The following is a 13786-nucleotide window of genomic DNA, read 5'->3' as shown; positions in this document are numbered from 1 at the left end:
ACGCCTCCTGCTTAGCGAGCCGCGCTGATCAGTCCCGACCGCCGGTGACCGGCCGGTCGGAATCGGCGCGGCGTCCCCTCCTGTGCGAGGGGATTTTTCATTTCCAGGAAGTCGCAGCAGCAGGCAGAGACGATCGATGGAGCATTGAGGATCATGAGCGAGACGAACCCCGCTGCCACCGCAGCCGCGGAGGCCGCGCCGCACCGCTACACGGCCGCCCTGGCGGCCGAGATCGAGGCACGCTGGCAGGACTTCTGGGACGCCGAGGGCACCTACGCCGCTCCCAACCCCGAGGGCGACCTGGCGGGCGACCCGGAGACGGTCGCCCGGCCCAAGAAGTTCATCATGGACATGTTCCCGTACCCCTCCGGTGCGGGACTGCACGTCGGCCACCCGCTGGGCTACATCGCCACCGACGTCTACGCCCGCTTCCAGCGCATGACCGGGCACAACGTCCTGCACACCCTGGGCTTCGACGCCTTCGGCCTGCCCGCCGAGCAGTACGCCGTGCAGACCGGCACGCACCCGCGCGTGTCCACCGAAGCCAACATGGAGAACATGAAGTCCCAGCTGCGCCGGCTGGGCCTGGGCCACGACAAGCGCCGGTCGTTCGCCACGATCGACCCGGACTACTACAAGTGGACCCAGTGGATCTTCCTGCAGATCTTCGACTCCTGGTACGACGAGGAGGCGGGGAAGGCCCGCCCGATCGCCGAGCTGATCGAGCAGTTCGCGTCCGGTGAGCGCCCCGTACCGGGCCACGCGCGCGCGTGGAGCGAGCTGAGCGAGGCCGAGCGCGCCGACGTCCTGGGCGGGTTCCGCCTGGCCTACGCCTCCGACGCGCCCGTCAACTGGTGCCCCGGCCTGGGCACCGTGCTGGCCAACGAGGAGGTCACCGCCGAGGGCCGCTCCGAGCGCGGCAACTTCCCCGTCTTCAAGGCCAAGCTGCGCCAGTGGAACATGCGGATCACGGCGTACGCCGACCGGCTGCTGGAGGACCTGGACGCGCTGGACTGGCCCGAGGCCATCAAGCTGCAGCAGCGCAACTGGATCGGCCGCTCCGAGGGCGCCCGCGTCGACTTCCCCATCGACGGCGAGCGCATCACCGTGTTCACCACCCGCCCCGACACCCTGTTCGGCGCGACCTACATGGTGCTGGCCCCCGAGCACCCGCTGGTGGAGAAGTTCACCCCGGCCGCCTGGCCCGAGGGCACCCACGAGGTGTGGACCGGCGGCCACGCGACCCCGGCCGAGGCCGTCGCCGCCTACCGCGCGCAGGCCGCCTCGAAGTCCGACGTCGAGCGGCAGGCCGAGGCCAAGGACAAGACCGGCGTCTTCATCGGCGCGTACGCCACCAACCCGGTCAACGGCGAGCAGGTGCCCGTCTTCATCGCCGACTACGTCCTGATGGGCTACGGCACCGGCGCGATCATGGCCGTCCCCGGCCACGACTCGCGCGACTTCGCGTTCGCGCGCGCCTTCGAGCTGCCCGTCCGCTGCGTGGTGGAGCCGACCGACGGCCGCGGCACCGACCCGGCCGCGTGGGACGACGCCTTCGCGTCGTACGACGCGAAGATCATGAACTCCAGCGGCGCCGGCGTCTCCCTGGACGGCCTGGGCGTCGTCGAGGCCAAGGCCCGCATCACCGAGTGGCTGGAGAGCGAGGGCTTCGGCGAGGGCACCGTCAACTTCCGCCTGCGCGACTGGCTGTTCAGCCGCCAGCGCTACTGGGGCGAGCCCTTCCCGATCGTCTACGACGAGGACGGCGTCGCCCACGCCCTGCCCGAGTCGATGCTGCCGCTGGAGCTGCCCGAGGTCGAGGACTACAGCCCGCGCACCTTCGACCCGGACGACGCGGACACCCAGCCCGAGACGCCGCTGTCGCGCAACGAGGACTGGGTCAACGTCACCCTGGACCTGGGCGACGGACCGAAGAAGTACCGCCGCGAGACCAACACCATGCCCAACTGGGCCGGTTCCTGCTGGTACGAGCTGCGCTACCTGGACCCGCACAACTCCGAGAAGCTGGTCGACCCGGCCGTCGAGCAGTACTGGATGGGCCCGCGCGAGGGCATGCCGCACGGCGGCGTCGACCTGTACGTCGGCGGCGCCGAACACGCCGTGCTGCACCTGCTGTACGCCCGCTTCTGGTCCAAGGTGCTGTACGACCTGGGCCACGTGTCGTCGGCCGAGCCGTTCCACAAGCTGTTCAACCAGGGCATGATCCAGGCCTACGTCTACCGCGACAGCCGGGGCATCGCGGTGCCGGCCGCCGAGGTGGAGGAGCGCGACGGCGCCTACTGGTACCAGGGCGAGAAGGTCTCCCGGCTGCTGGGCAAGATGGGCAAGTCCCTGAAGAACGCGGTCACCCCGGACGAGATCTGCGCCGAGTACGGCGCCGACACGCTGCGCCTGTACGAGATGGCGATGGGCCCGCTGGACGTGTCGCGCCCCTGGGACACCCGCGCGGTGGTCGGTCAGTTCCGGCTGCTGCAGCGGCTGTGGCGCAACATCGTCGACGAGGCGACCGGCGAGGTCACCGTCGTCGACGTCGAGGACGCCGACATCGACGAGGACACCCTGCGCGCCCTGCACAAGGCGATCGACGGTGTGCGCGGCGACCTGGAGAACATGCGCTTCAACACCGCCATCGCCAAGGTCACCGAGCTGAACAACCACCTGACCAAGGCCGGTGGCGCCGTGCCGCGCTCCGTGGCCGAGCCGCTGGTGCTGATGGTCGCGCCGCTGGCCCCGCACATCGCCGAGGAGCTGTGGCGCAGGCTGGGGCACACCGACTCGGTCGTCCACCAGGACTTCCCGGTGGCCGACCCGGCGTACGTGGTCGACGAGACCGTGACCTGCGTCGTGCAGATCAAGGGCAAGGTCAAGGCGCGGCTGGAGGTCTCGCCGTCGATCTCCGAGGACGAGCTGGAGAAGGCCGCGCTGGCCGACGAGAAGGTCGTCGCCGCGCTGGACGGGGCCGGCATCCGCAAGGTGATCGTGCGGGCGCCCAAGCTGGTGAACATCGTCCCGGCGTGACGCACGCCGGCCGGCCGGGCACCCGGGGTGATCTCCGCCGGGCGTGACGTCCCGGGGCGGGGTGGTCCCCGCCGGGCGTGACGTCCCGGGGCAGGGTGATCCCCTACGGGCAGGTTCGGGGTTTTTCGGGAACTCCGGGCCTGCCCTTTGCGTTTACCGTTGAAGAGCGGCGCGGAGCGTGCCGGGACAGGCCGAAGGGCCCGGAGGAGGAGCCTCGTGGAAGCAGTGATCGCAGTGTTCGCCCTGCTCTTCGTGCTCTCTCTCGTACTCGGCGCCTACGCCACGGTGAAGGTCGTCGGCGCGGCCAAGCGCAGTGCCGACCGCCACATCACCCAGGCCCGCCGCACGGTCGAGGACCACACGCTGAAGGCCAAGGCCCTCGGCAGGCCCGGCCCGGCCGGCGAGATCGCCCAGCTCCGGCTCGAGCTGCGCACCTCCATGCGCGCGACCCAGGAAGCGCTGGAGGCGGTCGTCGCCGAGGACGAGTCCCTCAAGGAGTCCCTCGGCCTCTTCCAGCGTCTCAGCGCGCACGGACACGAACTGGACGGCGAGCTCAGGCGCCTGGAGTCCGAACCGGACCGTGCCGCGCTCGTCGAGCGGCTGCCCGAGCTGCGCGAGCGCACCGGGCGCATCACACAGTCGGCGGACTCCCTGCGCTGGGCGGCCCGCGACCGCGCCCGCCGCTTCGCGGACGACGAACTCGACTCGCTGAGCGCGCAGATCGACGTGGAGGCCGGTGCCCTGCGGCACTGGACGACCACGGACCAGCGGTCCGAGCCCCGGTCCGCACCCTGGCCCGAGGCACCCGCCACCGGCACTCCGGCGGCGGGCCCCACCCGGGCGGAAGCGCCGCGGTCGGCCACGGCCCGGGAGCCGGAGCCCGAGCCGGTGCGGCCCGCCATCACCCCGCCCGGGCCGCGCCCCACCTACCCCTGGGAGAAGAAGCCCCGCCCCGAGAGCACCACTTGAGCACCGTCTGAACGCCGACTGGACACCGCGTGAACACCGCCTGATCCGGCCACGGCCGAACCGGCCCGCGAGGCCGGGCTGCCACGCGGGCACTACGGCAGGTAACCTCCAGCTCATGTCCCGCCATGTCGCGATCGTCACCGATTCAACGGCCTACCTGCCGGCCCGGACGATGGAGCGGCACGGCATCACGGCGGTGCCGCTGATCGTGGTCCTCGGCAACCGCGCGCTCGAAGAGGGCACCGAGATCTCCACCCGCTCCCTCGCCCAGGCCCTGCAGAAGCGGCGCCCCGTCACGACCTCGCGGCCCGGTCCCGAGGTCTTCGCCGAGACCTACCGCAGGGCCGCCGAGTCCGGCGCCACCGGCATCGTCTCCCTCCACCTCTCCGCCGAACTCTCCGGCACCTACGACGCGGCGGTCGTCGCGGCGCGTCAGGCGCCGGTGCCGGTGCGGGTGGTGGACACCGGCATGATCGCGATGGCCCTCGGGTTCTGCGCACTGGCGGCGGCCGAGACCGCTCAGGCGGGCGGCACGGTGGACGAGGCGGTCACCGCCGCCGAGAAACGCGCGGCGGGCACCTCCGCCTACTTCTACGTCGACACCCTGGACTACCTGCGCCGCGGTGGCCGCATCGGCGCCGCGCAGGCCCTGCTGGGCTCGGCGCTCGCGGTGAAGCCGCTGCTGCAGCTGGCGGGCGGCCGCATCGAACCCCTGGAGAAGGTCCGCACCGCGTCCAGGGCGATCGCCCGTCTGGAGGAGATCGCGGCCGAACGGGCGGGCGGCGCCGACGTCGACGTCGCCGTCCACCACCTCGCCGCCCCGGACCGCGCGTCGGCCCTCGCGGACCGGCTGCGGGCCCGGCTGCCGGCCCTGGCCGACCTGCACGTCAGCGAGGTGGGAGCGGTGATCGGGGCGCACACGGGACCCGGCCTGCTGGGGGTCGTGGTCTCGCAGCGGTGAGGCGGGACGGGACCGCCGGCCGCGTGGCGGCGGGCGCGCGCGGGTGACGGAGTTGTCCACAACCGGGCGGTGGTCCACGGAGATCGAGCAAGATCGACGGGGATGCGGCGGGTTGCCCGATCCTCCTCGCATGGCACTTCGATCACGTTCACGCACAGCGACGGCGACCAGCGGCCCGGGCCGTGACCCCGCGTCCGACGGGCGCGCACGTCATCGCCGGCCGCCCTCGCCCCGAGGACGGGTACGGCAGGGCCACCGGCACGGGCACCGGGACCGCCACGCGCCGGCGGAGGAACTCCGGCGGCGGGCGCAGGCCCTGTTCGGTGAGGACGGCGACAGCGACGGCGCCGGCGACGGGGCCGGGGGAAGCGGGAGGGCCGGGCGCGTCCCGAGCTGGGCCGTGGACCGTGCGACGGCGGTGGATCTCCCGCCGGTGCGTTCCCGCGGGGGCGCGGCCGCGGGAGGGGACGCGGCGGACGCCGCGAACCGGGGTTCTCCCGGGGGAGTGCCCGATCCGGTGGATCCGGGGGATCAGGTGAGCCCGGTGAGCGGGGAGGGCCGGTACCGGGAGCGGTTCGGGCTCGCGCTGCGGGAGCGCCTGCCGCTGTGGGTGCAGACGCGGTGCGGACTGGAACGACGGAGCGTGGTCGCGCTGTCGGTGCTGCTCGTGGTCGCCGTGGGGTTCGCCGTGCAGCACTTCTGGTCCGGGCGGACCCAGCCGGTGCGGGCGCCGGAGGTGGTGCGGGCGGCCGCTCCCCACGGGGAGCGGGGGGAGGGCGAAGCCGGCCGGGAGGAGGGCGGACCGGGCGCACCGGCCGGGGCGGTCGAGGCCGGCGGCCCGGCGGGGCCCGGGATCGTGGTCGACGTCAGCGGCAAGGTGCGTGACCCGGGGATCCACCGTCTGCCGGCCGGTTCGCGGGTCGAGGACGCGCTGCGGGCGGCGGGCGGGGTGCGGCCCGGGACGAAGACGGACGGCCTCAACCGCGCCCGGTTCCTGGTGGACGGGGAGCAGGTGGTCGTCGGAGGCCCGGCACCGGTCGCGGGGCCGGACACGGGAGGGGGCACCGCGGCCTCCGGCGGTGCGGCCGGTGCGCCCGCGGGCACCGGACCCGCTGCACCGGTGTCCCTCAGCACCGCCACACCGGACCAGCTCGACGCCCTGCCGGGGGTCGGTCCCGTGCTGGCCCGGCACATCGTCGACTACCGCACCCGGCACGGCGGTTTCCGCTCCGTGGACGAACTGCGCGAGGTCGACGGCATCGGCGACCGCCGCTTCGAGGACCTGCGCGATCTGGTGCGGCCGTGACGAACCGCACGGACCCGGTGCCGCCGGCGGACCCCCGGCCCGCGGGGACCGCCACCAGGCAGCCCGTCCACGCCGCGTCCGGGAAGCGACTCGGAACCGCGCACCCGCGTCAGGAGGCACCGACGGACCTCCGGCTCGTGCCGCCCGCGCTGGCGGCCTGGGCCACGGCGGCGGTGATGCTGCACGCCCCGCCCGGCAGGGTGGTGGGCGTGGTGACCGTCTCCCTGGCGGCGGCCGGCGTCCTCCTCGTGGTGGGGCGCGGCCGGCGCCGGCGGGCGGGGCGGCGAAGGACCGGCGCACCCCCCTCGTCCCTGGTGTCCGGGGCCGCCGTGCTGCTCTGTGTCGCCGCTGCCGCCGGCTCCGCGGGCCTGCACGGTGCGGATCCGCGGCGCGGCCCCGTGCCGGAGCTGGCCCGGGAGCACGCCCCGGTGACCGCCGAGCTCGAGATCACCTCCGACCCCCGGCTCACCCGGCCCAGGGCCGGCGGCCCTCACACGGCACCGGCGGCCGTGCTGATCGAGGCCGACGTGCGGCGGGTGGAGAGGCCCGGCGCGGTGGCGGCGGTGACCCGGGCGCCGGTGCTGGTGATCGTCGACGTGCGCCGGGCCCCGCGCGCCTCCCCGGGCGGACGCGGTGCCGGGCGTTCCCCCTGGCTCGGGCTCCTGCCCTCCACCCGGCTGCGGGTCGAGGCGCGGCTCGCTCCCGCGACGACGGGCGGCGACCGGTTCGCGGCCGTGCTGCGCGTGAAGGGCCGGGACGGACCGGAGACCGTGGGGCGGCCGTCGGGACCGCAGCGGCTGGCGGGGAGACTGCGGGCCGGACTGCGGGAGGCGACCGACGGGCTGCCGGCGGACGCGCGGGCGCTGCTGCCGGGACTGGTCGTGGGCGACACCTCCCGGGTCACCCCGGAACTGGACGAGGCGTTCAGGGAGACCGACCTCACGCACACGCTCGCCGTCTCCGGCGCCAACTTCACCATCCTCCTGGCCCTGCTCCTCGGCCCGCCCGGTCTGGCGCAGCGGGCGGAGCGACGCGGTCTCGCGCCCCGGCTCGGCATCTCCCTGCGGACGACGGCGCTGCTGGGCGGGGCGCTGTCCCTCGGCTTCGTCGTCGTGTGCCGGCCGGACCCCAGCGTGCTGCGGGCCGCCGCCTGCGGGTCCGTCGCGCTGCTCGCGCTCGCCACCGGCCGCCGCAGATCGCTGATCCCGGCCCTGGCGACGGCCGTCCTGCTCCTGGTGCTCCACGACCCCTGGCTGGCCCGCGGTTACGGCTTCCTGCTGTCCGTGCTGGCCACCGGCGCCCTGCTCACGCTCGCGCCGCGCTGGAGCGCGGGACTGCGGCGGCGCGGCGTCCCGCCCGGGCTCGCGGAGGCGCTGGCCGCCGCGGGGGCCGCCCAGGCGGTGTGCGCGCCGGTGGTCACCGTGCTCGCGGCGCGGGTGAGCCTGGTGGCGGTGCCGTGCAATCTGCTCGCGGAGTTCGCGCTCGCGCCGGCCACGGTACTGGGCTTCGCGGCGCTGGCCACGGCGCCGTTCGCGATGCCGGTCGCGAAGGCACTGGCGTGGTGCGCGAGCTGGCCGGTGGAGTGGATCGCGGGGGTCGCCCGGACCGGGGCGGCGCTGCCCGGCGCCGGAGTGGACTGGCCCGGCGGCTGGGCCGGGGCGGCGGCGCTCGGCGCGGTCACCCTGGCCGTGCTGCCCGTCGGGCGGCGGCTGCTGGGACACCCCTGGTGGTGCGGTGTCTGCGCGCTGCTGCTGGTCGTGGTCGTGGTGCAGCCGCCGCCGCTGACCCGGGCGATCACGGGCTGGCCGCCGCCGGGCTGGCGGATGGTGATGTGCGACGTGGGGCAGGGCGACGCGTTGGTGCTGGCGGCGGGCGGGGGCACCGGTGTGGTGGTGGACGCCGGACCCGACCCGGCCCTCGTGGACCGCTGCCTGCGCTCCCTGGGCGTCACCAGGATCCCCCTCGTGGTCCTGACCCACTTCCACGCCGACCACGTGGCGGGCCTGCCCGGTGTGCTGCGCGGACGCTCGGTGGGCGCGATCGGGACGACGGGCCTCGAGGACCCCGCCGACCAGGCCGCGTTCGTACGCAGACTCGCGGCGGCCGAGCGGATCGCGGTGACCCGTGCCGTCGCCGGGGAGCGGCGGCGCACGGGGGAGCTGTCCTGGGAGGTGGTGTGGCCGCCGCCGGTGACGCCACCGACGGCGCCGGGCACGCGCCCGCCCCCGTCGCCGCCCGCGCCGGAGAGCCCGAACGACGCCAGTGTGGCCATGCTCGTGCGGACCGGGGGCCTGCGCCTGCTGCTGCTCGGGGACCTGGAACCCCCGGCCCAGCGGGCCCTGGCGAGGTCACCGGCCGGCCGGGCCCTGGCGGACGTGGACGTGCTGAAAGTCGCCCACCACGGCTCGGCGTACCAGGACCCGGGGCTGATGCGGCGGGTGGCGCCGCGGCTGGCGTTGGTCTCGGCCGGGGAGGACAACCCGTACGGACATCCCGCCCCGAGCACACTCGCCGCGCTGCGGGCCCGGGGAGCGACGGTGCTGCGGACGGACCGGGACGGGGCGCTGGCGGTGGTCGGCGGGGAGGAGGGGAGCGGGGAGCTGTCGGTGGCACGGCACTGACCCGGCAGCGGGCAGTCGGCAGCGGGCGCCGGCGGCTTCGCGGTCGGCGCGTGGGGGCACGGCACGCCACCGGCCCCGCACTTCACGCGGTCGCTGGTGTGCTCGCGGACCACCGAGGACGGCGGGAGGACCACGCTCAGCGGCCGGCGGCTCACCTCCACGGCGCCGGACGGGACGCGTGAGGAGCGGGAGCCGGGACCGGACCAGGAGGTGTCCGCGGTGTACCGGGACCGGTTCGGGACCGGGCCGGACGCGGTGCCGGCCGTGCGGGGCACCGGGCGCGAGGACTGAGCCCTGAGCCCGGTGCCGGACAATGGCGCACGTGAGTGATGTGCGACATGTGCTGGTGCTGCCCGACCGTGATGCCGCCGAGGAGGTGGCCCAGGCCCTCGGGGAGCGGTTCGGCGTGGCGGAGGAGCCGCGGTTGGTGCGGGACGCGCTGGCCGGTGAGGACGACGCGGAGGACGCGCAGTGGCTCGTCGTCCTGCGGGACGAGGAGGGGCGGCTGGACGCCGGGGAGCTGGACGAGTTCGCGGCGGAGTGGGAGGGCTGGCGGGAGGAACCGTGACGGCGCGGGAAGCGGAGCCGGACCGGACCCGGCCCCGGCTCTGATCCCGGTCCCGGTTTCGGTTCTCAACCCCGCTCCCGGCCCCGGACCGGAGCCGTCCGGGGCGTTGTCGGTGGCGCGTGGGATGCTTGTCGCGATGGCCAGGAAGACCGCATCCGACGACCCTCTCGCCCCCGTGACGCTCGCCGTGGGCCAGGAGGACCTGCTGCTCGACCGTGCCGTGCGGGAGGTGGTGGCCGCCGCGAAGGCCGCCGACGCCGACACGGACGTCCGGGACCTGACCCCGGACCAGCTCCAGCCCGGCACCCTCGCCGAGCTGACCAGCCCGTCGCTCTTCGCGGAGCGCAAGGTCGTCGTCGTACGCAATGCGCAGGACCTGTCGGCCGACACCGTCAAGGACGTGAAGGCGTACCTCGGGGCGCCCGCCGAGGAGATCACGCTGGTGCTGCTGCACGCGGGCGGCGCCAAGGGCAAGGGACTGCTCGACGCGGCGCGCAAGGCGGGGGCGCGGGAGGTGGCGTGCCCGAAGATGACCAAGCCGGCGGACCGGCTGGCCTTCGTACGGAGCGAGTTCCGGACCGCCGGGAGATCGGCCGCACCGGAGGCGTGCCAGGCGCTGGTCGACGCCCTCGGCAGTGATCTGCGGGAGCTGGCCTCGGCGGTGTCCCAGCTGGTCGCGGACGTCGAGGGGACGATCGACGAGGCGGTCGTCGGGCGGTACTACACCGGGCGGGCCGAGGCGTCGAGCTTCACGGTCGCCGACCGGGCGGTCGAGGGACGCGCGGCGGAGGCGCTGGAGGCCCTGCGCTGGTCCCTGGCGACCGGGGTGGCGCCGGTGCTGATCACCAGCGCGCTGGCCCAGGGCGTACGGGCCATCGGGAAGCTGCAGTCGGCGCGCGGCGGCCGGCCGGCCGACCTGGCCCGCGAGCTGGGCATGCCGCCGTGGAAGATCGACCGGGTGCGGCAGCAGATGCGCGGCTGGACCCCGGACGGCGTGGCCGTGGCGCTGCGCGCGGTCGCCGACGCCGACGCGGGCGTGAAGGGCGGCGGGGACGACCCCGAGTACGCCCTGGAGAAAGCCGTCGTGACCATCGCGCGCGCGGCGCGGTCGAGAGGGCGGGCATAGCACCCGGCGTGCGTTCCGTGATCGAGTCGACCTTCGCTCCCCGGAGAGGAGAATCGGACGTATCAGCCGGTCGTCCAGACCCGGAGAGGTGGCGAGCGACATGGCCGAACATCCGAATGCGCAGCTCGTCCGCAAGGGCTACGAGGCCTTCACACGTGGGGACATGGACACCCTGCGCGGACTGATGGCGGCGGACGCCACGCATCACGTGCCCGGGACCGGAACCCTTTCGGGCGACTACAAGGGACAGGACGCGATCCTCGACATGTACCGGCGGCTCGGTGAGGAGACCGACGGGACGTTCGGGGTCGAGTTGCGTCAGGTCCTCGTCGACGGCCGGGGCCACGCGGTGTCCCTGCACCGCATCACGGGAGACCGGCGGGGCAGGCACCTGGACCAGGAGGGAGGCATCGTCTTCCGCATCCTCGGGGACAGGATCACCGACCTCGACGAGTGCGTCGCGGACCTCGACGCGATGAACGACTTCTGGTCGTAGCGCCGGGGATGCGAGGACCCCGCCTCCACCCGGGGGAAGGGCGTCGGACGGGGTCCTCGGACAAGCTGCTGAGCCCGTACCCGCGTGGCGAACGCAGGCCGCGTACGAGCTCGGGGTGCCGGCCGGGGGCGGATGAGAGAGGGCCCGCCCGGGTCCTTCCGGCGATCAGGTCAGATCAGGGAAGTGATCAGCCCTTGAGGGTCGCGACCTTCTGAGCCAGCGCCGACTTCTTGTTGGCGGCCTGGTTCTTGTGGATGACGCCCTTGGAGACGGCCTTGTCGAGCTGACGCGCGGCAGCGCGCTGGTACTCGGCGGCCTTCTCGACGTCACCCGCGGCAACGGCCTCACGAGCCTTGCGGATCGCGGTCTTCAGAGAGGACTTGACGGCCTTGTTGCGCAGCCGGGCCTTCTCGTTGGTCTTGTTCCGCTTGATCTGGGACTTGATGTTCGCCACGAATGAGCCTTCTCAGGTTCTGGCCCGGGCCGCACGATGCCGCGCGGATCCCGCGCCGGGTGATTTCTTGGGGTGTGCCTCGCGCTGAGAGGGCATGAGACACAGCCCCCCACACTACCAGCGGGCCGTTCGGTGGCCCAAACCCGTCCCAGGTCCCCACCCGTGGGACCATGGAAGCTACGTATCGATCCGACCCGAGACCGCAGACGGACATGCACACGTATGCGGACGCCTCAAGAATCAGGACCCTGCGTGCCCGCGATCCCTAGCCATGTGCCCGAGCCGAGCCGTACCGACCCGGCTCTGATCCGCAATTTCTGCATCATCGCGCACATCGACCACGGCAAGTCCACGCTCGCCGACCGGATGCTCCAGCTGACCGGTGTGGTCGAGCAGCGGCAGATGCGCGCTCAGTACCTCGACCGCATGGACATCGAGCGCGAGCGCGGCATCACGATCAAGTCCCAGGCGGTGCGTCTGCCGTGGGCCCCGACCCACGACCAGGGCAACACGCACATCCTCAACATGATCGACACCCCCGGGCACGTCGACTTCACCTACGAGGTCTCGCGGTCGCTCGCCGCGTGCGAGGGCACGATCCTGCTGGTCGACGCCGCCCAGGGCATCGAGGCGCAGACCCTCGCCAACCTGTACCTGGCGATGGAGAACGACCTCACGATCATCCCGGTGCTCAACAAGATCGACCTGCCGGCCGCGCAGCCGGAGAAGTTCGCCGAGGAGCTGGCGAACCTGGTCGGCTGCGACCCCGACGACGTGCTCAAGGTGTCCGCGAAGACCGGTCTCGGCGTCGAGGCGCTGCTGGACAAGGTGGTCGCCGAGATCCCGGCCCCGGTCGGCGTCAAGGACGCCCCGGCCCGCGCGATGATCTTCGACTCGGTGTACGACTCCTACCGCGGTGTCGTGACGTACGTCCGTGTCATCGACGGTCAGCTCAACAAGCGCGAGCGGATCCGGATGATGTCCACCGGGGCGACCCACGAGCTGCTGGAGATCGGCACCAACTCGCCGGAGATGCTCCCCGCCGACGGCCTCGGCGTCGGCGAGGTGGGCTACCTGATCACCGGTGTGAAGGACGTCCGCCAGTCCAAGGTCGGTGACACGGTCACCAGCCAGCACAAGGGCGCCGAGGAGGCGCTGGGCGGCTACAAGGACCCCAAGCCCATGGTGTTCTCGGGCCTGTACCCGCTGGACGGCTCCGACTACCCCGAGCTGCGCGAGGCGCTGGACAAGCTCCAGCTCAACGACGCCGCCCTGGTCTACGAGCCGGAGACCTCCGCCGCCCTCGGCTTCGGTTTCCGCGTCGGCTTCCTCGGCCTGCTGCACCTCGACGTGATCCGCGAGCGGCTCGAGCGCGAGTTCGGGCTCGACCTGATCGCCACCGCGCCGAACGTGGTCTACCGCGTGGTCATGGAGGACGGCAGCGAGCACACCGTCACCAACCCGAGCGAATTCCCCGAGGGGAAGATCGGCGAGGTGTACGAGCCGGTCGTGCGCGCCACCATCCTGGCGCCCAGCGAGTTCATCGGCTCGATCATGGAGCTGTGCCAGACCCGGCGCGGCGTCCTGCTCGGCATGGACTACCTCTCCGAGGACCGGGTGGAGATCCGCTACACCCTGCCGCTCGCGGAGATCGTCTTCGACTTCTTCGACCAGCTGAAGTCCAAGACCCGCGGGTACGCCTCCCTCGACTACGAGCCCACCGGCGAGCAGACCTCCAGCCTGGTCAAGGTGGACATCCTGCTGCACGGCGACAAGGTGGACGCGTTCTCCGCGATCACCCACAAGGACCAGGCGTACGCGTACGGCGTGCGGCTCGTCGCCAAGCTCAAGGAGCTGATCCCGCGGCAGGCCTTCGAGGTGCCGGTGCAGGCCGCCATCGGCTCCCGGGTCATCGCCCGCGAGACCATCCGCGCCATCCGCAAGGACGTCCTCGCCAAGTGCTACGGCGGCGACATCTCCCGCAAGCGCAAGCTGCTGGAGAAGCAGAAGGAAGGCAAGAAGCGGATGAAGATGGTGGGTTCCGTGGAGGTCCCCCAGGAGGCCTTCATCGCCGTCCTCTCCAGCGACGACAGCGCGGGATCGGGCAAGGGCAAGAAGTAGGGGCGAGGAGTGGCCGAAAGGTAGCGGACGGTAATCAACGTTACTGCGGGTTACTCCGCAAACCGGGCGGAAAAGGGGCCCGTCGCGCGAGAGCGCGGCGGGCCCCTGCGCGTCCGGCGGGTAGC

General features: G+C 73.3%; 11 protein-coding genes. 10 read left to right on the top strand and 1 reads right to left on the bottom strand.

What is annotated here, in order from left to right:
- Positions 1 to 153 precede the first annotated feature (153 nt).
- The 9 genes from leuS to GL259_RS13920 all read left to right on the top strand — a co-directional run bounded on the left by leuS (position 154) and on the right by GL259_RS13920 (position 11086).
- The gene (gene leuS, locus GL259_RS13960; protein WP_159532649.1) at positions 154 to 3039 is read left to right on the top strand and encodes a leucine--tRNA ligase; all 2886 of its coding nucleotides are present in this window, start codon (positions 154 to 156) and stop codon (positions 3037 to 3039) included.
- Between the two features lie 216 nt (positions 3040 to 3255).
- Entirely contained in the window at positions 3256 to 4008 is a 753-nt protein-coding gene (locus tag GL259_RS13955; protein WP_159532647.1) for a hypothetical protein, read from the top strand.
- 115 nt (positions 4009 to 4123) lie between these two features.
- On the top strand, positions 4124 to 4969 hold the full coding sequence (locus GL259_RS13950; RefSeq protein ID WP_159532645.1) for a DegV family protein: 846 nt from the start codon (positions 4124 to 4126) through the stop codon (positions 4967 to 4969).
- Positions 4970 to 5099: 130 nt separating this feature from the next.
- Positions 5100 to 6275, top strand: coding sequence for a ComEA family DNA-binding protein (locus GL259_RS13945; RefSeq protein WP_159532643.1), 1176 nt, complete (start codon positions 5100 to 5102; stop codon positions 6273 to 6275).
- Between the two features lie 314 nt (positions 6276 to 6589).
- Positions 6590 to 8896, top strand: a complete 2307-nt coding sequence (locus GL259_RS13940; RefSeq protein WP_243762565.1) for a ComEC/Rec2 family competence protein — start codon at positions 6590 to 6592, stop codon at positions 8894 to 8896.
- A gap of 96 nt (positions 8897 to 8992) precedes the next feature.
- A complete protein-coding gene (locus GL259_RS13935) occupies positions 8993 to 9187 on the top strand; it encodes an arylamine N-acetyltransferase (protein WP_347814618.1) in 195 nt (64 codons plus the stop codon).
- Positions 9188 to 9218: 31 nt separating this feature from the next.
- Positions 9219 to 9464, top strand: a complete 246-nt coding sequence (locus GL259_RS13930; RefSeq protein ID WP_159532639.1) for a hypothetical protein — start codon at positions 9219 to 9221, stop codon at positions 9462 to 9464.
- 136 nt (positions 9465 to 9600) lie between these two features.
- A complete protein-coding gene (gene holA / locus GL259_RS13925) occupies positions 9601 to 10590 on the top strand; it encodes a DNA polymerase III subunit delta (protein ID WP_208026470.1) in 990 nt (329 codons plus the stop codon).
- Positions 10591 to 10690: 100 nt separating this feature from the next.
- On the top strand, positions 10691 to 11086 hold the full coding sequence (locus GL259_RS13920) for a nuclear transport factor 2 family protein (protein WP_159532635.1): 396 nt from the start codon (positions 10691 to 10693) through the stop codon (positions 11084 to 11086).
- A 187-nt stretch (positions 11087 to 11273) separates the two neighbouring features.
- On the opposite strand, the gene rpsT is transcribed toward GL259_RS13920, so the two are convergent.
- Positions 11274 to 11540, bottom strand: a complete 267-nt coding sequence (gene rpsT, locus GL259_RS13915) for a 30S ribosomal protein S20 (protein WP_159532633.1) — start codon at positions 11538 to 11540, stop codon at positions 11274 to 11276.
- A 252-nt stretch (positions 11541 to 11792) separates the two neighbouring features.
- Here rpsT and lepA point away from each other — a divergent pair, with 252 nt between their 5' ends.
- Complete coding sequence (gene lepA / locus GL259_RS13910) at positions 11793 to 13661, top strand: translation elongation factor 4 (RefSeq protein WP_159532631.1); 1869 nt, start codon at positions 11793 to 11795, stop codon at positions 13659 to 13661.
- The last annotated feature ends 125 nt before the right edge of the window (positions 13662 to 13786 follow it).

This window comes from Streptomyces sp. Tu 3180, assembly GCF_009852415.1.
In the GTDB taxonomy this organism is placed as follows: Bacteria; Actinomycetota; Actinomycetes; order Streptomycetales; family Streptomycetaceae; genus Streptomyces.
The sequence above is the reverse complement of the archived record's forward strand: the minus strand, read 5'-3'. Positions and strand labels throughout refer to the sequence as shown.

What these genes read in the sequence shown, in the direction of transcription:
- leuS (WP_159532649.1), top strand. Translation starts at nt 154, where the DNA reads ATGAGCGAGACGAACCCCGCTGCCACCGCAGCCGCGGAGGCCGCGCCG.
- GL259_RS13950 (WP_159532645.1), top strand. Translation starts at nt 4,124, where the DNA reads ATGTCCCGCCATGTCGCGATCGTCACCGATTCAACGGCCTACCTGCCG.
- GL259_RS13945 (WP_159532643.1), top strand. Translation starts at nt 5,100, where the DNA reads ATGGCACTTCGATCACGTTCACGCACAGCGACGGCGACCAGCGGCCCG.
- holA (WP_208026470.1), top strand. Translation starts at nt 9,601, where the DNA reads ATGGCCAGGAAGACCGCATCCGACGACCCTCTCGCCCCCGTGACGCTC.
- GL259_RS13920 (WP_159532635.1), top strand. Translation starts at nt 10,691, where the DNA reads ATGGCCGAACATCCGAATGCGCAGCTCGTCCGCAAGGGCTACGAGGCC.